Raw genomic sequence first — 18,478 nt, 5'->3', positions numbered from 1 at the left:
GGGCGCCTGCCGCACCCGGTGGCCCGCCAGGCGGTGCTCGACCAACTGCCCCCGGAGACGCTGACCGGCCTGCACCTGCGCGCCGCACTGCTGCTGCACGAGGAGGGAGCGGCACCCCTGCCGATCGCCCACCACCTGCTCGCCGCCGGGCAGGCCCCGGACTGGTCCGGCCCGGTGCTGGTCGAGGCGGCCGACAGCCTGCTCACCGGCGGTCAGGTCGACCGCGGCCTGGCCGTGCTGCGCCTGGCCCACGACGGCGCCACCGGCACGCGCGAGCGGGCCGCGCTCAAGGTCGCCCTGATGCAGGCCGAGTGGCGCATCGACCCGGCCACCGCCGGTCACCGGCTCGGCCGGCTCGCCGCGGCGGCGCACGCCGGCGAACTGGGGGTGGAGGCTCAGGTCACCACCGCGCACTGCCTGCTGTACCTGGGTCACACCGCCGAGGCCGTACAGGTCATCGACGGGCTCACCGCGCTGGACACCACGCCGGAGCAGGCCGCCGACATCCGGTTCCTGACCGTGTGGGCCCGCTACACCTACCCCGGGTTGTTCACCGACGAGCCGGCCGAGCCGCGGGCGGCCCGGCGTCGCGGCGCCGAGTGCATGGTCAACAGCCGCGACGCGCTCGCCCACGCCCTGGAGACCGTGCTGGCCAAGGGACCGAACAGCGCCGCGGTCGTCACCGCCGAGCAGTTCCTGCCGCGCTTCTCGCTGGGCCCCGGGACCCCGGCCGCGATAACCGCGGCCCTGGCCATCCTGGTCTACTCCGACCACGTGGAGACGGCAACGCTCTGGACCGACCGGCTGCTCACCCAGGCCGCTGAGCGCGGGGCGCCCAGCTGGCAGGCAATGCTCTACGGCATCCGCGGCGACATCGCGCTGCGGGCCGGGCACCTGGCCGACGCACGACGCTACGCCGAGGCGGCGCTGGCCCACATGTCCGCGCCGAGCTGGGCCACCGCCATCGGGGTGCCGCTGAGCACGCTGATCATGGCCTGCCTGGGGCTGGGTGATCTGGAGACGGCGACGCGCCACCTGGACCAGCCGGTGCCCGACGAGATGTTCCAGACCGTCTGGGGGCTGTCCTATCTGCACGCCCGAGGCCACTACTACTTGGCCACCGGGCGGGCCGAGGCCGCTTTGGACGACTTCACCACCTGCGGCGACCTGATGGCCCGCTGGTCCGTCGACCTGCCCACCATTGTCGGCTGGCGGGTGTGGGCGGCCGAGGCGTACCTCGCGCTCAAGCAGCCGGATCGCGCCCGCACACTGGCCGAGTCCCAGCTCACCCAGCTCGGCGCGGAGCCGAGCCGGACCAAGGCGGCGGCGCTGCGGGTGCTCGCCGCAACAGTGCCGCCGGCCCAGCGCCCGGCCCTGCTGCGCGACGCCACCGAGATGTTCCGCGGCTGCGGCGACCGGCTCGGGCTGGCCTACGCGCTGGCCGACCTGAGCCGGGCGCAGCGAGCGCTCGGCGACTTCCAGCGGGCCCGGCTGACCGTCCGGCGCGCCTACGACGTCGCCGGCAGCTGCCGGGCCGACGCACTACGCAAGGTGCTGCTGCCGGACGTCGACAACGATGCGCTGGAGAACGCCGACGCGAGCGGCACCGAGGCCTTCCACACGCTCAGTGACGCCGAGCGACGGGTCGCGGCGCTGGCCGCGCAGGGCAGCACCAACCGTCAGATCGCCACCAAGCTGTACGTCACTGTCAGCACCGTCGAGCAGCACCTGACCAAGGTGTACCGCAAGCTCAACGTCACCCGCCGCGCGGACCTGCTGGTCAAGTTCGGTCCGCTGATCGGCGACATCGCCTAGCCGAGGATCCGGCGCAGCGTCCCGGGCGGGGTGCCGCGCCGGCGCCACTCCCTCGGGTAACCGAGCGACACCTCCTCGAAGCGGACCCCGTCGTACGTCGTGGTCCGCGGGATGTGCAGGTGCCCGTAGACCGAGACGGTGGTGCGGAACCGTACGTGCCAGTCGGCCGTGAGCTCAGTTCCGCACCACTGGGCGAACTCCGGGAAGCGCAGGATCCGGGTCGGCTCGCGCACCATCGGCCAGTGGTTGACCAGCACCGTCGGCAGGTCGGGCTCGATCGCCGCCAGCCGCTTCTCGGTCGCCTCCACGCGCGCCCAGCACCACTGTTCGCGACTGGCGTACGGCTCGGGATGCAGCAGTATCTCATCGGTGCAGACCACACCGGTCTCGTGCGCGTACGCCAGCGACTCCGCCTTGGATCTCTGCCCCGGCAGCCGGAACGAGTAGTCGTAGAGCAGGAACAGCGGCGCCACCACCGTCCGGCCGCCGGCTCCCTCCCACACCGGGTACTCGTCCTCCGGGGTGGACACGCCCAGCTCGCGGCACGCCGCCACCAGCCGCTCGTAGCGGGCCACGCCCCGCGACTGCTCCGGATCCTCGCGCGGCGTCCACAACTCGTGGTTGCCCGGCGACCAGATCACCTTGGCGAAGCGACCGGCCAGCAGGCGCAGCGAGCTCACCACGTCGCCGAAGATCTCGCCCACGTCACCGGCCACGATCAACCAGTCCCCGTCGTCCGACGGCTGGATCCCTTCGAGGACGTCGCGATTCTCCCGGTACGCCACATGTAGATCGCTGATCGCGAACAGAGTCGGCACCGGGCCAGGCTAGACACCGCGTCCAGCGCCGCGCACCCCTACCGGACCCCGGCTGTCCATCGGTCGATGGACAGCTGTCCGTCCACCGGCCGTCGCGCCGGGTGCCCGCCGGCGGCCAGGCTGGCCCGGTGACAGATGCGGTACGAGTACGCGGCCTGCGCAAGATCTATCACGGGCGACCGGCGGTCGACGGCGTCGACCTGGACATCGCCGACGGTGAGATCTTCGCACTGCTGGGCCCGAACGGCGCCGGCAAGACGACCACGGTGGAGATCCTCGAAGGGTTCCGCAAGCGTGACGGCGGCGAGGTGTCCGTGCTGGGCGCCGACCCGCAGCGCGCCCCCCGCAGCTGGCGTTACGGCATCGGCCTGGTGCTGCAGAACGCCTCCGACATGGCCGACATGACGGTGGCCGAGACAGTGCGCCACTTCGCGCGGTACTACCCGGACCCACGGCCGGTCGACGAGGTCATCGACCTGGTCGGGCTGACGGAGAAGGCCGGCCGCAAGGTGCGCACGCTCTCCGGCGGCCAGCGGCGCCGCGTCGACGTCGCCATCGGCGTGATCGGACGTCCACGCCTGTTGTTCCTGGACGAGCCGACCACCGGCTTCGACCCGGAGGCGCGCCGGCAGTTCTGGGCGCTGACCCGCACGCTGTCGGCCCAGGACGGCACCACCATCCTGCTCACCACCCACTACCTGGACGAGGTCGAGGCACTCGCGCACCGCGTGGCGGTCCTGTCCGGCGGGCGTATCCGCGCCACCGGCACCCCTCGTGACCTCGGCGGGCGCGACACGGCCGAGGCCACGGTCAGCTGGATCGAGGACGGCGAGCACCGGAGCACCACGACGGCCAAGCCGACCGGCGTGGTGTCCGAGCTGGCCGACCGGCTCGGCGACGAGATTCCCGGTCTGCTGGTCACCCGCCCGTCCCTGGAGGACACCTACCTCGATCTGATCGGAAGTTCACGATGACCGTCTCTCCCGTGGGACTCTCCGCCGCGCGCGCCGGGGTCGAACTGCGCCAGTTCTTCCGCGAGCGCACCGCGATGATCTTCACGTTCGCGTTGCCGGTGGTGCTGCTGACCCTGCTCGGCTCGATCTTCGACAAACAGGTCGCCGTGGCCGGCATCCCGTCCAGTCAGTTGCTGGCGGCCGGCATGATCGCCGGCGGGATCGGCTCGACCTGCTTCGTCAACCTGGCCACCAGCATCGTCAGCGACCGCGAGGACGGCACGCTCAAGCGACTGCGCGGGGTGCCGATGCCCCCCATCGCGTACTTCATCGGAAAGATCGTGCTCGTGCTGGTGACCGCCGTCGCCGAGGTGATCCTGGTTCTGGCCGTCGGGGCGACCTTCTTCGACCTGCCGCTGCCCGACGACCCGCGGCGCTGGCTGACCTTCGGCTGGGTCTTCCTGCTCGGCGTGACCGGGTGTGCGCTGCTGGGCGCGGCGATGAGCAGCGTGCCCCGATCGGTGCGCGGAGCGGCACCGATCGTCAACCTTCCGTTCCTCGTCCTGCAGTTCGTCTCCGGTATCTTCATCGTGCCGATCACCAATCTGCCCGAGCCGTTGCAGCAGATCGGCGCGCTGTTCCCGCTGAAGTGGATGGCACAGGGCTTCCGTTCGGTGTTTCTGCCGGACGCGGCCGCCGCCACCGAGCCGGCCGGGACCTGGGAACACGGGCGGATCGCGGTCGTGCTGGCGGTATGGTGCCTCGGAGGTCTGATCCTGTGCCTGACGACGTTCCGCTGGCAGGGCCGGAAGGACGGTTGAGCCGCGGTCCGGACGAGTGGCTGCGCTGGCTGCCTCTCTGGGACGCCTACTTCGTGCTGGTCGCGGCGGCCACGGCCGTCGCGGTGGCCCTCGCCGGCGAGCCGCTGCCCCGCCGGGCGGCCGCCATCGCTCTGATCGCCCTGCTGGCCGCGGCCCACCTGACCGCCGGTCGGCGCCTGATCCGGGCCGGCCACGCCGCGGTGATCTACCAGCTCGCGGTGGTCGCGGTGTTCGCGGTCGCGGTGGGGCTGGTCACCCGGAGCGCTTTCCTGCTGTTCGCGCTCTGCGCCCCGGCGTTCATGACCACCGGGCCGTTCATCGGCGCCCTGGTCGTCGTGGTCCTGAACCTGGTGTGGATCCGATCCTCCCCGTTCAGCGCGCCCGGCCTGGCCGCGGCCATGCTGAGCATTCTGCTCGGCATCTGGGCCAGCAAGATCATCAAGCAGAGCACGGAACGGGGTGCGCTGATCCGGGAGCTGGAGAAGACCCGCGCCGAGCTGGAGCGGGTGTCGTACGAGGCCGGGCGGGCCGCCGAGCGCGAGCAGGTCGCCGACGCCGTGCACGACACCCTGGCCCAGGGGCTGTCCAGCACCATCATGCTGCTGCAGGCGGCCCGGGCCGCCCTGGCCACCGACCCGGACCGGGCGGCCCGGCACCTGGACCTGGCCGAGAGCACGACCCGGGACAACCTGGCCGACGCACGGGCGCTGATCACCGCCCGGCCGCTGCCCGAGGCGACCGGCGGGTCGCTCGCCGAGGCGCTGCGGCGGGAGGCCGAGAAACTGCGCGCCCTGACCGGGATCGAGGTCACCCTGGAGGTGGCCGGCGTCTTCACCACCGCCCTCGACGTGGAGCTGCTGCGGCTGGCTCAGGAGGCATTGAGCAACGTGCGCAAACACGCCGGGGCGAGCCGGGTCACGATCCTGGTCACCGAGAAGGACGGACGGGTCCGCCTGGAGATCATCGACGACGGCCGCGGCTTCTGCGCGGCGCGGACCCCGGACGGGCACGGACTGCCGCTGATGCGCCGCCGGCTGCACGAGGCGTCCGGTTCGCTGGTGATCGACTCGGCGCCGGGCGAGGGAACGCGGCTCCGGATCGAGGTGCCGGCATGACGATCAGCGTGCTGCTGGTGGACGACCACACGGTGATCCGGGCCGGTATCCGGGCGCTGCTGCACGACGAGGACGACCTGGTGATCGTCGGTGAGGCGGCCACCGGCGCGGAGGCCGTACGCGCCGCCCGGGCCCTGACGCCGGACGTCGTGCTGATGGACCTGCGGCTGCCCGACGGCGACGGGGTGACCGCCACCGCGACGATCCGCGCCGGGCTGCCGCGCACCCGGGTGGTCATCCTGACCACCTACGAGACCGACGGTGACATCCTGCGGGCTGTGGAGGCGGGCGCGGCGGGATACCTGCTCAAGGACACCTCACCGGCAGAGCTGGCCCAGGCCGTGCGGGCCGCGGCACGCGGCGAGACCGTGCTGTCCCCGGCGGTCGCCGCACGGCTGCTCGACCGGGTGCGCAGGCCGAAGCCGGAGACGCTGTCGAAGCGGGAGGTGCAGGTGCTGCACCTGGTCGCGCTCGGACGCACCAACGCGGACATCGGCAAGGATCTGTTCATCACGGAGGCGACCGTGAAGACGTACGTCGTGAGGATCTTCTCGAAGTTGGGGGTCTCCGACCGCACCGCCGCCGTGATGGCGGCGGTGCAGGCCGGAATTCTCAGCTGATCGTGACCAGCTCGGGCCCGGCTGTGACCGCCCGGCGCCGCGCCTCGATCAGCCGCAGCAGCGGCGGCGCCAACAGCGTCGTGACCAGCGCCATCAGCACCATCACGGTGTAGACGGTGGAGCTGATGATGCCGGCCTGCAAGCCGATGGAGAGCACCACCAGTTCGGTGAGACCACGGGTGTTCATCAGCACGCCCAGCGTCACCGCATCGGTCCTGCTCTCCCCGGCCAGGCGCGCGGCCACCGCCGTGCCGCCCAGCTTGCCCAGCGTCGCCACCACGATGACCAGGGCCACCACACCCCACACCGCAGCCGTGCGCAGACCCTCGACGTGCGTCGAGAGGCCGCTCATCACGAAGAAGACCGGCAGCAGCAGGTACGACACGACCACGTCCAGCCGTTCGTGCACCGACCGCAGCCAGTCCTCGCGGCGCGGCATGATCGCGCCGGCCAGGAACCCGCCGAAGATGACGTGGATACCGGCCTGGTCGGCGCACCACGCCGCGAGCAGCATGACGAGCAGCGCCAGCCAGATCGGCACGTCGGCGAGACGGGCCAGCAGCGGTCGCACCACGACGATCATGACCGCCACGAACATCACCGACAGGACAATCGTCCGGATGCCGCCGCCTGGCCCGTCGGCCCGGCTCAGCGCCAGCACGAACGCGAGCAGGCACCACGCGAACGCGTCGTTGATCGCCGCCGACACCAGGCTGATCATGCCGACCCGGGTGCCGGCCAGGCCGGTGTCCTTGAGGATGCGCGCGAGCACCGGGAACGCGGTGATCGCCATTGCGGCCGCGATGTACAGGCAGAAGACCAGCTTGTTCACCGAGCCGCCATAGGCCGGGTAGAGCGCCACGGCGAGCACGAGGGCGAACCCGAGCGGCACCACGATCGACGCGACGGCCGTGGTCACGACCCGGGTGCCGTGACCACGCAGCCGGCCCAGGTCGAGTTCCATGCCGATCATGAACATGAACAGCACCAGACCGACCTGGGCCAGGATGCCCAGCGCACTGACCACCGGAGCCGGGAACAGCCAGCGGCTCGCCTCCGGGGTGAGCAACCCGAGCAGGCTCGGGCCGAGCACGATGCCGGCAACGATCTCGCCGATCACCGGCGGCTGGCCGATGCGCCCGAGCAGCCGGCCGAACACCCGGACGGTCAGGACGATGACGGCCAGGGCCAGCAGGGTGGCGACCTTGGGGTCGCTCACCGCGACGGCACCCATGCGTCCTCGACGATGCCGGCCTCGAGGTCCTGCTCGTAGATGCCGGCCAGGCGCATCAGCTCACCGTCGGCACGCCACTTCTCGACCTGGGCCAGGAACGCCGGGTCGGTGGTGTCGTCGGCCATCACGGTCGCGATCAGCTGGCCGGAGATCCGCTCGACCAGGCGGACGTTCTCGGCGAACTGCGCGTCGAACTCCTCGATGGTCAGGTCCGCCACCAGGCCGACGTGGCAGCGCTTCATGAAGCCGTAGTCGTAGAAGCTGGCGAACGTGCGGGTGTTGGCCGAGGTGTCGACCGCGTCCCACTCCCGGAAGAAGCGCTGCACGTGGTCCATCGCGCCCTGGAAGCGGGCCAGGCCCCAGACCAGCTGCGGGTGGTCGACCAGCTGCCGGATCTTGTCGTGGAAGTAGAGCAGCGACGGCACCGCCCAGTAGACCGCGGTGTCCCAGACCACCTTGGCCTGCATCACCCGGGCGTTGCCCATCAGCGGGTACTGGTTGGTGTAGATCTTGAACCAGCCCTCGCCGATGGTCAGGTACATCTGGTTGTGGATCGCCGCCAGCTCGGTGATGTCCTCACCCGCCAGGTCCCGGGTGACCAGGTCGGTGATGAGACCGTTGCTGATCGAGATCATGTCGAAGCCGGGCGAGTAGAACGGGTCCAGGAACATCCCGGCCTCGCCGGTCAGCGCCCAGCGGTCGGCCGAATAGACCTGCTGCACGGCGTACGGGTAGTTGCGCAGCACCCGGAAGTCCTGCAGCTTGTCCTGGTGCTGCTCGACGACCCGGGCGCACTGCGGCTCGTGCTCGCGCAGCCACTCCATGGCCCGCTCGAAGCGGTTCATCGTGTCGAACGGGTGCAGGCGCGGGTCGGCGACGATACCGATGCTGATCGCGTCGGAGGCCAGCCGGATCAGCCACACCCAGTACCCGGGGCCCATCAGGTGGTTGGTGGACAGCTCGCGTCGGCCCGACCGGATGCGGCCCTGCCACTGCGGGTCGTCCGACCAATCGTTGATGTCGATGGGGTGCCCGATCCGGAACCACACCGAGCCGGCCTTGTGCTCGGACTCCTTGGCCAGGCCCAGCTTCCGCTTGAGCAGCGAGTACCGGCCGGTCGCGTCGAGCGCCCAGCGCACCTCGACCTGCCGCGCGCGGTCGTCGTCATTGGGGGTGAACGTCACCAGGTGCCGGCCGCCGGGATTGAGCTCGACGTCGTCGACCTTGCCGTAGACGAACTGCACACCCCGACCGGCCAGGTCCTTGGCCAGGAAGTTCTCCAGCCGGCCGCGGTCCAGCTGAAAACTGCTGACCGCGTACGGCGGCAGGACCGCGTGCCCCACCTCGGACCGCACCGCGATGTCCTCGTTGCCGCCGGCGCTGAAGAACATCCGGATGCCGAACTTGTCCAGCTGGTCGTTGTCCAGGTGCTCACGCAGGCCCAGCACGTCGCGCAGGTACCGGCCGCCGATCTCGACAGTCGACTCGCCCACCTTGTGGGCCGCCTCGGGCACCGGGTGCTGCTGCCGCTCGATCACCAGAATGCTGGTTTCCGGGCGGGCCTGCTTGATCTGCAGGGCCAGCGTCAGGCCGGCTGCGCCGCCGCCCAGGACCGCCACGTCGTATCGTTCGATCAGCTCTGACATGGTCTTCTCCCTGCTCGATCAGGCCGGCTGAGAGCCGAAGAGTTCCGCGGACCGGGTGGCGAGCACGGTGTCGCCGGTGACCTTGAGACGGCCGGTCATGAACGCGCGCATGGCGTCCTGCCGGCCTTCCGCGACGCCGATCCAGGTCGCGGCGTCGGTGGTGAACGTGGTGTCGGGGCTGTCCACACCTCCGGGGATCAAGCGGCCCTCGCCGTCGGTGATCTCGAACGCCCACACGCCCGGCTCGGCGTCGGTGATGTGCCACTGAATGGTCTTGGTCATCCCGGCCGCGGCGCTGCGGTTGTAGCGCGCCGGCAGAGCCTCGAAGAACTCGTTGACGTCCATCGAAGACGCCCCTTCCGCTGACGGGCCGGGACGCCAGGTGCCGCAAGGCCGGCCCCACCTTCCACGGCCACCGCGGGAAGTTGCCACCGATGGATCAGGGCGTTATCCCCTACCCGGCCCCTATCGGAGCCGGGGAGCATCTGTACGCCGGTAGATTTCCCGATGGATGGGACGTAGGGATCCGAGCGTGGTCTGCCGGTATCGGTGAGCCGCGCTCGATCATGGGCGCGTGAGCGCGGTCATGCCGCCGAGGACGGGAACTGCATCGCGTCCAGACGCTCTTGCACCCGCTGCACGGCAGCCCGCACGACCGGAGCCCTCCAGGCATGTGCTCTCGCATTCGGAGAGTCGGGTCCGTGCCGGTCCAGCATGTCCGCGAGGCGCTGCTCAAGGTGCATGCTCACCCCGTTCGGCCCGACGGTCTGGTCGGCGTAGAGCAGAGCATCGGAGACCGCGGACTGTTCGTCCGCGAACGCCTGCAGGTCCTCGGTCAGCCCGCGGGTCTGCGCCACGTATCGGGCCGCTGAGTGGTGGGCAACCAGCCCGGCGACACGTGCCGGCCAGCCCGTCGCGGCGAGGTGACGGGCGCCGTCGAGGGGGTGGAAGCCGGTCCGGTGCAGCCCGGCGGCGTACCCGATGTCGTGCAACCATGCCGCGACCAGCAGAATCTCACCGTCGGCGCGTGAGGGGACGGTTCCTCGCAGATGCTCGGCGCGCCGTGCCACCCCGATCGTGTGCCGCCACCGCTCGGGCAGGTCAGCCAGCAGGATCTGCGCGAGATCACGAGCACGATGGACGTCGCCGACGGGCCCCAGAACACCGGTCACAATGCTCACCGTAGCCACGCCACCACGCCCATGAGTGAACTCGGGGTGACGAGCAGGTTCTGCCCTGCCCTGCGCGACACACCCGCCGGGCGCGGCAGCCGAGTCGCCGACGACGCTCGAGTGGTGGCTCGTCGACGCCGTGCCGATCAGCGCTGACGGTAGGCGTCCTCGACGGCGCGAGCGCCGGCGTCGGTCCCGATCGCGGCTCGGTAGGCCGGGAAGGCGCGGTAGTACCACAGCGTGAAGTTCAGGAACTCCCTGTCGATGTGCAACCGCTCGGGGTGGATCTTGATCAGTCCGTCCCAGCCGGCCCGCCGACGGCCGACCAGTCCGTGAACGGTGATCCCGTCCGGGTGCAGCTGCAACCTCGGGCGGTTACCGATCGAGAGCACCAGCGCGAGTATCACTGCGGCTACGGACAACACCAGGACCAGGCCGGTGACCGGATCCAACGGGGCGAGGTGGGCGTGGTCCTCACCTCGCGCCCGTTCGAATACCAGCCCGCTGACAGTCCACCAGGCCAAGAAGATCACCCAGTAGCCGCTCCAGCTGGGCGACGGCTCCGCCAGAAACGCGGAACTCCATGCGGCCGGCCGCTTCCCTGCCCGCCGGACGATCAGCGCATAGATCGCGGACGGAACGCCTAGTTCCACGATGATCGCCGCAGCGTAGATGAGCAAACCCCAGTCGGCGCTCAAGTGCCAGGCCCGAGGGCTGATCCACACCTCTTGGGCAAGATGCAGGACGAGGGCGAGCAGGGCGCAGGGCAGAGCCAGCAGACGGGCGATTCGAGGGGACACCCGGGGAGCGTAGATCAATAACCCTCTGACCTGCTACGACGTAGATCAACCGATAGGACACCTCACCTCGTTAGCGGACGGATTTGATCCGGGTGAAGACGATCAGGCCGCCGGTGAGGGCGAGTACCGCTCCGGTCAGGTACAGCAGGGTGTAGTTCTTGTCGCCGCCACTCGCGCCGATCGCGATGATGAACGGCGCGATCAGTGGGGCGAGCGCGCTGGGCAGTTTGTGGGCGAACTGCACCACGGCGATGTAGCGGCCGGCTTCTTCACGGCTGGGCAGCACGGCCAGCACGATGGCCTGGTCGACGGCGCCGAAGAACGCGATGGCCAGTTGCATCAGCACCGAGCCGACGAGCAGCATGGGGAACGAGTAGGCGAGAGCTTCGACGACTGCACCGACGACGAAGAACATCGCTCCGACGAGGGCGAACAGCCGCCGCCGATCTGGCCGCTCAGGCCGGTGAAGCCGGAGATCTTGCCGCGCTGTTCCTCGGGGATGCGGTCGGCCTGGATGCTGAGGATGAGTTGCGAGACTGTCGCCCAGCCGAGCATCGCCAGGATCCAGCCGGCGCCGACGAGCAGCAGGGTCGGTGCGACCGCGATCCCGAGCAGCGCGGCGAGACCGAGGACGCCTGCGGCGAGCATGAGGGGCCGGCGGCGGCCGAACCGGCGCCCCGGATGATCTCGTTGTAGAACGGGTTCGTCACGTCCGAGATGACCAGGCTGATCATGGAGGTACGGCCGGTCGGCAGTGCCCGCGCGAGGGGGTTCGTCCGGTAGCCGAGCTCGACGGCGACCTGGCGGATGCGCTCGGCGGTCTCGGCGTTGACCCGGCCCGGCCGGGCGAACGCACGGGAGACCGTTGAGGAGGCGACGCCGGCGGCGCGGGCCACGTCGTAGATGGTCAGTGACTTGGCCGCCTGCCCCGTCATGTGTTTCCCCTCTGTTTCCGGGAGGGCGACGCTATCGGGCACCGCAACATTTGGCAACCGCTTGCCGGACGGTGTGGACTGCTATGAGCTGGGGTTCGGCGACGAAAGGAGATCCAGATGGATGGCACGGAGGTCGACGTCGTGGTCGATCGGCTCGGCGGGATGCTGACCGGCGTCGATCGGCTTGCGGTGGCCTTCTCCGGCGGTGTCGACTCGTCGCTGCTGCTGGATCTCGCGGCTCGGGCGCTGGGCCGCGACCGGGTGCTCGCCGTGCTCGGGGTCTCACCGAGCCTGCCGGAACACGAACGGGTTGCCGCGCACGACGTCGCCCGGCACGTCGGAGTTCCGGTGGTCGAGGTGACGACCCGCGAGGGCGACCGGGCGGCGTATCGGCGTAACGGCCCCGACCGGTGTTTCCACTGCAAGGACGAATTGTTCACCCGCATCGGCGACGAGGTGCTGGCCGAGCACCGGGTGGACGCGGTCGCCTACGGGGAGAACGCTGACGACGCGCTGCGTCCCGACCGGCCGGGTGCACGGGCCGCGGCCGGGCACCGGGTGCTGCGGCCGCTGGCCGACCTCGGACTGTCCAAGGCCGACGTACGCCGGCTCGCGGCCGCCGTCGGCCTGCCCACGGCCGGCAAACCCGCGGCACCGTGCCTGGCGTCGCGGATCCCGCACTTCAGTGACGTCACCCCGGAGAAACTCGCCCAAATCGAGCGGGCCGAGGTCGGGCTGCGCCGGCTGGGCTTCACCGATCTGCGGGTACGCCACCACGGCGATGTCGCCCGCATCGAACTGCCCCCGGACGACCTTGCGCGGGCGGTCAGTGATCCGGTGCGCGAGGCCGTGCACGCCGCCGTACGGGATGCGGGTTTCCGATTCGCCGCCGTCGACGTCGCCGGGATCCAGTCCGGCGCGTTCACCCTGCCGCTGGTGCGTGCCGCCGGTGTCTGACCACCTCGGCTTCGCCGACCTCGATCTGGACCGGACCGCCCGGCGCGGCTATCCGGAGGCCGTCTACTGCGCGGGCAAGACCCCGGCACAGGTCGCCGGCATCGCCGCCGCGGTGCGCGAGCGTCCCGACGTGGTCACCCTGTTCACCCGGGCCGAACCCGGCCACGCCGCTGCGATCCTGGCCGAACTGCCGGACGCCCGCCACGACACCGACGCCGGTCTGCTGGCCTGGCCGGCCACTCCCCCACCGGCCACCGGTGGCTTGGTCGTCGTGGTCGCCGCCGGCACCTCGGATCTGCGCGCCGCCCGCGAGGCCGAACTGACCGCCCGCTATCTGGGCCGGCCCACCGAACTGGTGGTCGATGTCGGGGTCGCCGGGCTGCACCGGATCCTCGCGCGCGTCGACCTGCTGCGCCGGGCCCGGGCCGTGGTGGTCGCCGCGGGCATGGACGGTGCCCTGCCCAGCGTCGTCGCCGGTCTGATCGCGGCGCCGGTGGTGGGCCTGCCCACCTCGGTCGGCTACGGTGCGGCGTTCGGCGGCCTCGCCCCGCTGCTGACCATGCTCAACGCCTGCGCGCCGGGGGTCGCCGTGGTCAACATCGACAACGGTTACGGCGCCGGACACCTGGCCGCGCAGATCGCCGCGGACCCGGCGGCATGAGCGACCGGCATGCCTGGATCGACGCGTCCGCCGGGGTGGCCGGGGACATGCTGCTCGGCGCGCTGCTCGATGCGGGCGCCCGCCTCGAAGCGGTGCAGGCGGCGATCGACGCGGTGGTGCCGGGCTCGATCCGGGTCAGCACCACCGAGGTCACCCGGGCCGGGTTGCGCGCCGGCAAGGCCCACGTCGAGGCTGTCACCGACAGCCCGCCGCACCGCACGTGGACGTCGATCCGGGCCCTGCTGGCCGGCGCCGCCCTGCCCGCACCGGTCCGCGAGCGGGCCACCGCGGTCTTCGCCCGGCTCGCCGGGGCCGAGGCACGGGTCCACGGTGTCGAGGCCGGCGACGTGCACTTCCACGAGGTCGGCGCGCTCGACGCGATCGCTGATGTGGTCGGGGTCTGCGCGGCGCTGCACGATCTCGGCGTCACCTCCGTCTCCTGCGGCCCGGTCGCGCTCGGATCCGGTCACGTCCGGGGCGCTCACGGCCGGTTGCCGGTGCCGGTGCCGGCGGTCGCCGAACTGTCGCGCGGGTGGCGCGTGGTCGCTGGCGGCCCGGGGGAACTGGCCACCCCGACCGGGATGGCGCTGGTCCGCACCCTCGCGGAGGTGTGTGAGGACCTGCCGGCGATGACGCTCGATGCCGTCGGCGTGGGCGCCGGTCACCGGGACCGCCCCGACCGGGCCAACGTCGTCCGGGTGCTGCTGGCCGCAGGCAATGCGTCCGGTACGGAGGAGGCCGTGCAGTTGGAGGCGAACGTCGACGACCTCGATCCGCGCCTGTGGCCGGGGGTTCTGGCCGGACTCCTGGAACGGGGCGCCGGGGATGCGTGGCTGACCCCGATCGTGATGAAGAAGGGCCGCCCCGCGCACACCCTCAGCGTGCTCTGCTCACCGGACCACGCCGAGCGCCTGCGTGCCTACGTCTTCGAGCACACCAGCACGCTCGGCGTCCGCGAATCCGCCCGGCGCAAGACGCCACTGGACCGTCTTTTCGTGACGGTCCGGGTCCGCGACACTGCGATCCCCGTGAAAGTCGGCCACCGCAACGGCGTCATCGTGCAGGCCATGCCCGAGTTCGACGACGTCGCCGCCCTGGCGCGCCGGCTGAGTCTGCCGGAACGGGTGGTGCTGCAGGAAGCCGCCGCGGCGGCCTCGGCCGCCGGTTACGCCGCCGGTGCCCGCCTGCGTACTCCTTGATCAAGCTGGCCCGGCGGCACGAGTGAGAAGGTCCCGTGCCGCCGGTCGCCGATCAGGCCGGTTTGCGCCAGCGGCGGCGCAGTTCGTGGGCGGCGGCCTTGGGCCGGCGGTCGCGGGTGAAGACGCCCTTCTTGTTGCCGTCGACACGGTGGATGCCGTGCAGCAAATCCGTGACCGAGCTCATCTCGCTGGCCGGCCGCAGGGCCGTAGTGACCGGCGCGGCGCAGGGCCTGGGGAAGGCGATCGCCCTGCGCCTGGCCGAGGCGGGAGCCGACCTGATCATCGGCGACCTCGACGAGAGCCTGGCCGCGAAGGCAGCCGAGGACATCACCCGGCGCCACGGGGTACGCGCCGTCGGCTGCGCCATGGACGTCACGGACACCTCATCGGTACGGGCGGTCGCGGACCGGGCCGTCGCCGAGCTGGGCGGGCTGGAGATCTGGGTCAACAACGCCGGCATCTTCCCCAGCGTGCCGTTGCTCGAGATGAGCGACGAGACCTGGGCCAAGGTCCTCGACGTCAACGCCCGCGGCAGTTTCGTCGGCGCCCGGGAGGCCGCCCGGCGGATGACGGACGCCGGCACCGGCGGTGTCATCGTGAACGTCATCTCCACGGCGGGCTTCCGGGGCAGCGCGCCGGGCCTGGCCGCGTACGTGTCGTCCAAGCACGCGGTGCGGGGCCTCACCCGGGAACTGGCCCTGGAGCTGGCGCCGCACGGCATCCGGGTGCTGGGGGTGGCGCCGAGCCACGTCCCCACGGAAGGAAACATCGCCGCGGCAACCGCCGCCGGGGTCCCGGCCGAACAGCTGTCGGCGATGGCGCTGATGATGACCGGCCCGATCGGGCGCCCCGGCATTCCCGATGACATCGCCCGGGTGGCGCTGTTCTGCGCCTCCGACCTGTCCGCGTTCATGACGGGCAGCACCCTGCTCGCCGACGGCGGCACCACCGCCTGACCTCCCGCGCCGTTCAGGTGAAGGTGCCGCTCAGCGAAACCGGCCGGCCGCGTTGAGCCTTCCACGAGCGGCGGGCACTCTTCTCACCACCAGATCCCCTGCGGTTTCGACACCCACGGCAGATCGACGCCGCCCCGCACGGTCTCTCGGCCGCCGGTCATGCCCGGCCGGTCCGGGTCACAGATGGAAACGGTCGGAGACCAGTCTCAGCTGGTGTGACAGGTGAGCCAGTTCGACAGCGGCCGCCTCGGTCTGATTCGCGGCCTCGTGGGTGAGGGTGGTGGTGTCGGTGACCCGGCGGATGGAGCCCGCGACCGCGCCCGCGGACCGTTCGGCCACGCCGATGTGCGCGACGATCGAGTTGGTGGCGGTGGTCTGCGCCTCGACTGCCGCGGAGATCGACTGCTGCAGTTCGTCGATCCGTGAGATCACTTGACCGATACGCTGGATGGCCTCGAACGCGCCGCTCGTGTCGGCCTGCATGGCCGTCACCTTGGCGGTGATGTCACCGGTCGCCTCGGCGGTCTCCCGGGAAAGGTCCTTCACCTCGCCGGCGACCACCGCGAAGCCCTTGCCCTGCTCACCGGCCCGGGCGGCCTCGATGGTGGCGTTCAGGGCCAGCAGGTTGGTCTGCTCGGCGATCGAGGTGATGATGCTGACGACTGCGGAGACCTCGTCGCTCGAACTGCGCAACCGCTCGATCATCCGGTTGGCGTCCGAGGCCAGGCTCACTGCTTCCCGGGCCACGGTGTCGGCCTCCCCGACCGCGGTGGTGATGGCCTGGATCGAGGAGTCCATGCCCCGGGCAGCGCGGGTGGACTCGTTCACGCTGGCGGTCACCTGTCCGATGTCCTGGTTCGCTCCGGTCGCTTCCGCTGAGGCTGTACCCGCCCCCTCGGACAGATGCCGGCTGGTGGCCGACAGTTCCTCGGAGGCGGCCGCCACCGAGCCGGCATTGCCGCTGATCTCCCCGACGGCTGCGCGCAGAGCCGCAACGATGCTGTTGAGGCTGCTGCCGAGCTGGGCCAGTTCGTCGTTGCCGCCGAGCCGGGCGTCGACGGTCAGGTCGTAGTCGGCGATCGACTGAGCGGCCGACAGACAGTGGTTGACCCGCCGGGCGATCCGGCGTGCCTGCAGCAGCGCCCCGCCGCCCAGGAGCAGCGCGGCGAGCAGGCCGACGACCACCGTCAGCCGTTTGGAGCGGGTGGCCGCGGAGTCGGCGTTGCGGTAGGCCGCCGTGACGCGTTCATTGATCGCGGCTTGCAGGGCGGCGATGACCTGCGCCGCCTTGGCGTCGACCGTGTCGTAGGCGGGTCGCGCGGCCAGAGCAGCTGTCCGTTTCGGGTCCGAGGCGACCCGGCTGGCCAGGGTGACGATGCGCTGGCCCGAGGCGACCAGCTCGTTGAGCACGGACAGGACGGCGTCGGCCTGCGATCGCACCTGCGGAACGTAGCGGATGACGTCGTCGACACCGGTCCGTACCTGGCGAATGTTGTCACCGAGCTGGTCGAGGACTTCTTGCCGTTCGGTCGCGTCGTTGGTGACCAGTGCGGCCAGGACGTTGCCGCGGAACAACGCGCGGGCGATGTCGGCTGACTGTGCTGCCTGCAACGCGGCGGCGGCGTTGCGGGTCGTCACCTGCTGCTCGGCCACCGCGGAGGTGCCGTAGTACCCGATAGCGCCGGCCACCGCGACCAGCAGGAAGCCTGCGACCGCCAGCGCGGCGATCTGGCGCCTGATGGTGAACGTCACGATGGCCTCCCACCGCCCAGCTTGGCGACTTCTCCGTCAGGTTAGGGAAGATCGCCGACTTTCGTGGTGATTCGCCTCAGCGGGGCAGGCTCGTGGTCGAACAGCAGGGTATGGGGCGATGCCTGCTCACCGTTGTCACCGGGCTTGCGCTGAGCGTCGCCGCCGGGTGCGGCAGCGACGCAGCCACCGTCACACCACCGGTGGACCGTCTCGCCGAAGTTCGCGCCGCGTTACCGGACTCCATCAAGCAGGCGGGTGTGCTGATCGCCGGCACCGACCCCACCTTCGAGCCGATGACCTTCAAGCGGGACGGCACCTACACCGGCCTGGACGTCCAACTGGTCGAAGCGATCGCCACCAAACTCCAGCTCCGCGTCCAGTGGCAGACCGTGAGCTTCGGCGATCTGCTCGATCAGGTTCAACAGCACCGGATCAGCCTGTCGGTCTCCTCGATGTTCGACCGCGCCGAACGCCAGAAGAAGGCCGACTTCGTCGACTACCTCAACGCCGGCACGTCGATCGTCGTCGCCAAAGGCGCCGGGGACATCGGCGGCATGCCGGGCCTCTGCGGCCGCCGCGTCGCCGTGCAACCCGACACCGTCTACGTCGACATGGTCGCCGCCCAGGCCGCCAAGTGCACGAAGAAGCTGCGCACCGTGCAGACTGCCGCGCCGTCCGCGGCTGTCGCGGCCAAGACCGCGGACGCCGCGCTCAACGACTTCCCGATCGCCGCACTCGACGTGCAACGCAACACCGGCCTGGAACTGTCCGGACCGCAGATCGAAGCCATCCCGTACGGCATCGGGGTCGCCAAGGACCAGCCCGCTCTGACCACCGCGATCCAGACCGCCTTGTATTCCCTGGTCGACGACGGCACCTACGACGCCCTGCTCACCACGTGGAAGGTCACCGAAGGCGCCCTGCACACCGGCGCCGTCAACGGCGGCGCATGACCCCCGCGACCGATCGGAGTGCCCGGAGACAGCCGCCGGCAGCAATGACGGCTGCGCCAGAAAAGCGTGAT

The 18,478-nt window shown here is 70.9% G+C and carries 20 protein-coding genes and 1 pseudogene; 10 read left to right on the top strand and 11 right to left on the bottom strand.

Features of this window, described 5'->3' with window-relative positions; genetic code table 11:
* A partial coding sequence (locus Acy02nite_RS43500) for a helix-turn-helix transcriptional regulator (protein WP_239175829.1) occupies positions 1-1,815 on the top strand: 1,815 nt, incomplete at its 5' end.
* Here Acy02nite_RS43500 and Acy02nite_RS43495 read toward each other — a convergent pair.
* Positions 1,812-2,633 carry a metallophosphoesterase family protein gene (locus tag Acy02nite_RS43495; protein WP_203755307.1) on the bottom strand — a complete coding sequence of 274 codons (822 nt, stop codon included), beginning with the start codon at positions 2,631-2,633 and terminating at the stop codon, positions 1,812-1,814. The genes Acy02nite_RS43500 and Acy02nite_RS43495 overlap by 4 nt on opposite strands.
* A gap of 128 nt (positions 2,634-2,761) precedes the next feature.
* Here Acy02nite_RS43495 and Acy02nite_RS43490 point away from each other — a divergent pair, with 128 nt between their 5' ends.
* From Acy02nite_RS43490 to Acy02nite_RS43475, 4 genes are read left to right on the top strand one after another with little or no spacing between them, the layout of a single operon-like run.
* Complete coding sequence (locus Acy02nite_RS43490) at positions 2,762-3,607, top strand: ABC transporter ATP-binding protein (RefSeq protein WP_203755306.1); 846 nt, start codon at positions 2,762-2,764, stop codon at positions 3,605-3,607.
* The gene (locus Acy02nite_RS43485) at positions 3,604-4,407 is read left to right on the top strand and encodes an ABC transporter permease (protein ID WP_203755304.1); all 804 of its coding nucleotides are present in this window, start codon (positions 3,604-3,606) and stop codon (positions 4,405-4,407) included. Before Acy02nite_RS43490 ends, Acy02nite_RS43485 begins: the two co-directional genes overlap by 4 nt.
* A complete protein-coding gene (locus Acy02nite_RS43480; protein WP_203755302.1) occupies positions 4,365-5,522 on the top strand; it encodes a sensor histidine kinase in 1,158 nt (385 codons plus the stop codon). Before Acy02nite_RS43485 ends, Acy02nite_RS43480 begins: the two co-directional genes overlap by 43 nt.
* Positions 5,519-6,142 (top strand): response regulator, encoded by a 624-nt coding sequence (locus Acy02nite_RS43475; RefSeq protein WP_203755300.1) that lies wholly within the window; start codon positions 5,519-5,521, stop codon positions 6,140-6,142. The genes Acy02nite_RS43480 and Acy02nite_RS43475 overlap by 4 nt, the downstream gene beginning before the upstream one ends.
* Here Acy02nite_RS43475 and Acy02nite_RS43470 read toward each other — a convergent pair.
* The 8 genes and pseudogenes from Acy02nite_RS43470 to Acy02nite_RS47030 form a co-directional block, all read right to left on the bottom strand.
* Positions 6,135-7,361: a cation:proton antiporter domain-containing protein gene (locus tag Acy02nite_RS43470; RefSeq protein ID WP_203755298.1), complete on the bottom strand. Its 1,227-nt coding sequence runs from the start codon at positions 7,359-7,361 to the stop codon at positions 6,135-6,137. The genes Acy02nite_RS43475 and Acy02nite_RS43470 overlap by 8 nt on opposite strands.
* On the bottom strand, positions 7,358-9,022 hold the full coding sequence (locus Acy02nite_RS43465; protein ID WP_203755296.1) for an NAD(P)/FAD-dependent oxidoreductase: 1,665 nt from the start codon (positions 9,020-9,022) through the stop codon (positions 7,358-7,360). Before Acy02nite_RS43465 ends, Acy02nite_RS43470 begins: the two co-directional genes overlap by 4 nt.
* A gap of 18 nt (positions 9,023-9,040) precedes the next feature.
* The gene (locus Acy02nite_RS43460; protein WP_203755293.1) at positions 9,041-9,367 is read right to left on the bottom strand and encodes an SCP2 sterol-binding domain-containing protein; all 327 of its coding nucleotides are present in this window, start codon (positions 9,365-9,367) and stop codon (positions 9,041-9,043) included.
* 239 nt (positions 9,368-9,606) lie between these two features.
* Complete coding sequence (locus Acy02nite_RS43455; RefSeq protein ID WP_239175828.1) at positions 9,607-10,194, bottom strand: HD domain-containing protein; 588 nt, start codon at positions 10,192-10,194, stop codon at positions 9,607-9,609.
* A gap of 146 nt (positions 10,195-10,340) precedes the next feature.
* The gene (locus tag Acy02nite_RS43450) at positions 10,341-10,994 is read right to left on the bottom strand and encodes a PH domain-containing protein (RefSeq protein ID WP_203755290.1); all 654 of its coding nucleotides are present in this window, start codon (positions 10,992-10,994) and stop codon (positions 10,341-10,343) included.
* Positions 10,995-11,064: 70 nt separating this feature from the next.
* Positions 11,065-11,409, bottom strand: coding sequence for a hypothetical protein (locus Acy02nite_RS43445; RefSeq protein WP_203755288.1), 345 nt, complete (start codon positions 11,407-11,409; stop codon positions 11,065-11,067).
* Positions 11,334-11,642: a hypothetical protein gene (locus tag Acy02nite_RS47035; protein WP_239175830.1), complete on the bottom strand. Its 309-nt coding sequence runs from the start codon at positions 11,640-11,642 to the stop codon at positions 11,334-11,336. The genes Acy02nite_RS43445 and Acy02nite_RS47035 overlap by 76 nt, the downstream gene beginning before the upstream one ends.
* A gap of 134 nt (positions 11,643-11,776) precedes the next feature.
* Positions 11,777-11,929: pseudogene (locus tag Acy02nite_RS47030) on the bottom strand (LacI family DNA-binding transcriptional regulator); the annotation flags it as partial.
* Positions 11,930-12,046: 117 nt separating this feature from the next.
* Here Acy02nite_RS47030 and larE point away from each other — a divergent pair.
* From larE to larC, 3 genes are read left to right on the top strand one after another with little or no spacing between them, the layout of a single operon-like run.
* Complete coding sequence (gene larE, locus Acy02nite_RS43435) at positions 12,047-12,886, top strand: ATP-dependent sacrificial sulfur transferase LarE (protein ID WP_203755282.1); 840 nt, start codon at positions 12,047-12,049, stop codon at positions 12,884-12,886.
* On the top strand, positions 12,879-13,547 hold the full coding sequence (larB, locus tag Acy02nite_RS43430) for a nickel pincer cofactor biosynthesis protein LarB (protein ID WP_203755279.1): 669 nt from the start codon (positions 12,879-12,881) through the stop codon (positions 13,545-13,547). The genes larE and larB overlap by 8 nt, the downstream gene beginning before the upstream one ends.
* Complete coding sequence (larC, locus tag Acy02nite_RS43425; protein ID WP_203755276.1) at positions 13,544-14,746, top strand: nickel pincer cofactor biosynthesis protein LarC; 1,203 nt, start codon at positions 13,544-13,546, stop codon at positions 14,744-14,746. The genes larB and larC overlap by 4 nt, the downstream gene beginning before the upstream one ends.
* 52 nt (positions 14,747-14,798) lie before the next feature.
* On the opposite strand, the gene Acy02nite_RS47415 is transcribed toward larC, so the two are convergent.
* Positions 14,799-14,930, bottom strand: a complete 132-nt coding sequence (locus Acy02nite_RS47415) for a hypothetical protein (RefSeq protein WP_264653367.1) — start codon at positions 14,928-14,930, stop codon at positions 14,799-14,801.
* Between Acy02nite_RS47415 and Acy02nite_RS43420 the strand changes: the two genes are divergently transcribed.
* Positions 14,917-15,702, top strand: a complete 786-nt coding sequence (locus Acy02nite_RS43420; protein WP_203755264.1) for an SDR family NAD(P)-dependent oxidoreductase — start codon at positions 14,917-14,919, stop codon at positions 15,700-15,702. The two genes, Acy02nite_RS47415 and Acy02nite_RS43420, sit on opposite strands and share 14 nt — an antisense overlap.
* 177 nt (positions 15,703-15,879) lie before the next feature.
* Here Acy02nite_RS43420 and Acy02nite_RS43415 read toward each other — a convergent pair whose 3' ends face one another.
* Positions 15,880-17,454 (bottom strand): methyl-accepting chemotaxis protein, encoded by a 1,575-nt coding sequence (locus tag Acy02nite_RS43415; protein ID WP_203755262.1) that lies wholly within the window; start codon positions 17,452-17,454, stop codon positions 15,880-15,882.
* Between the two features lie 110 nt (positions 17,455-17,564).
* Between Acy02nite_RS43415 and Acy02nite_RS43410 the strand changes: the two genes are divergently transcribed.
* The gene (locus tag Acy02nite_RS43410; RefSeq protein WP_203755261.1) at positions 17,565-18,407 is read left to right on the top strand and encodes a transporter substrate-binding domain-containing protein; all 843 of its coding nucleotides are present in this window, start codon (positions 17,565-17,567) and stop codon (positions 18,405-18,407) included.
* Positions 18,408-18,478: the final 71 nt, after the last annotated feature.

It is taken from the genome of Actinoplanes cyaneus (assembly GCF_016862095.1).
Taxonomy (GTDB): Bacteria; Actinomycetota; Actinomycetes; order Mycobacteriales; family Micromonosporaceae; genus Actinoplanes; species Actinoplanes cyaneus.
This window is presented reverse-complemented; position numbering and strand designations above follow the sequence as displayed.

Coding starts and splice junctions, on each gene's coding strand:
- Acy02nite_RS43485 (WP_203755304.1), top strand. CDS start 3,604: ATGACCGTCTCTCCCGTGGGACTCTCCGCCGCGCGCGCCGGGGTCGAA.
- Acy02nite_RS43475 (WP_203755300.1), top strand. CDS start 5,519: ATGACGATCAGCGTGCTGCTGGTGGACGACCACACGGTGATCCGGGCC.
- Acy02nite_RS43465 (WP_203755296.1), bottom strand. CDS start 9,022: ATGTCAGAGCTGATCGAACGATACGACGTGGCGGTCCTGGGCGGCGGC.
- Acy02nite_RS43460 (WP_203755293.1), bottom strand. CDS start 9,367: ATGGACGTCAACGAGTTCTTCGAGGCTCTGCCGGCGCGCTACAACCGC.
- Acy02nite_RS43445 (WP_203755288.1), bottom strand. CDS start 11,409: ATGTTCTTCGTCGTCGGTGCAGTCGTCGAAGCTCTCGCCTACTCGTTC.
- Acy02nite_RS47035 (WP_239175830.1), bottom strand. CDS start 11,642: ATGCTCGCCGCAGGCGTCCTCGGTCTCGCCGCGCTGCTCGGGATCGCG.
- larE (WP_203755282.1), top strand. CDS start 12,047: ATGGATGGCACGGAGGTCGACGTCGTGGTCGATCGGCTCGGCGGGATG.
- larC (WP_203755276.1), top strand. CDS start 13,544: ATGAGCGACCGGCATGCCTGGATCGACGCGTCCGCCGGGGTGGCCGGG.
- Acy02nite_RS47415 (WP_264653367.1), bottom strand. CDS start 14,930: ATGAGCTCGGTCACGGATTTGCTGCACGGCATCCACCGTGTCGACGGC.
- Acy02nite_RS43410 (WP_203755261.1), top strand. CDS start 17,565: ATGGGGCGATGCCTGCTCACCGTTGTCACCGGGCTTGCGCTGAGCGTC.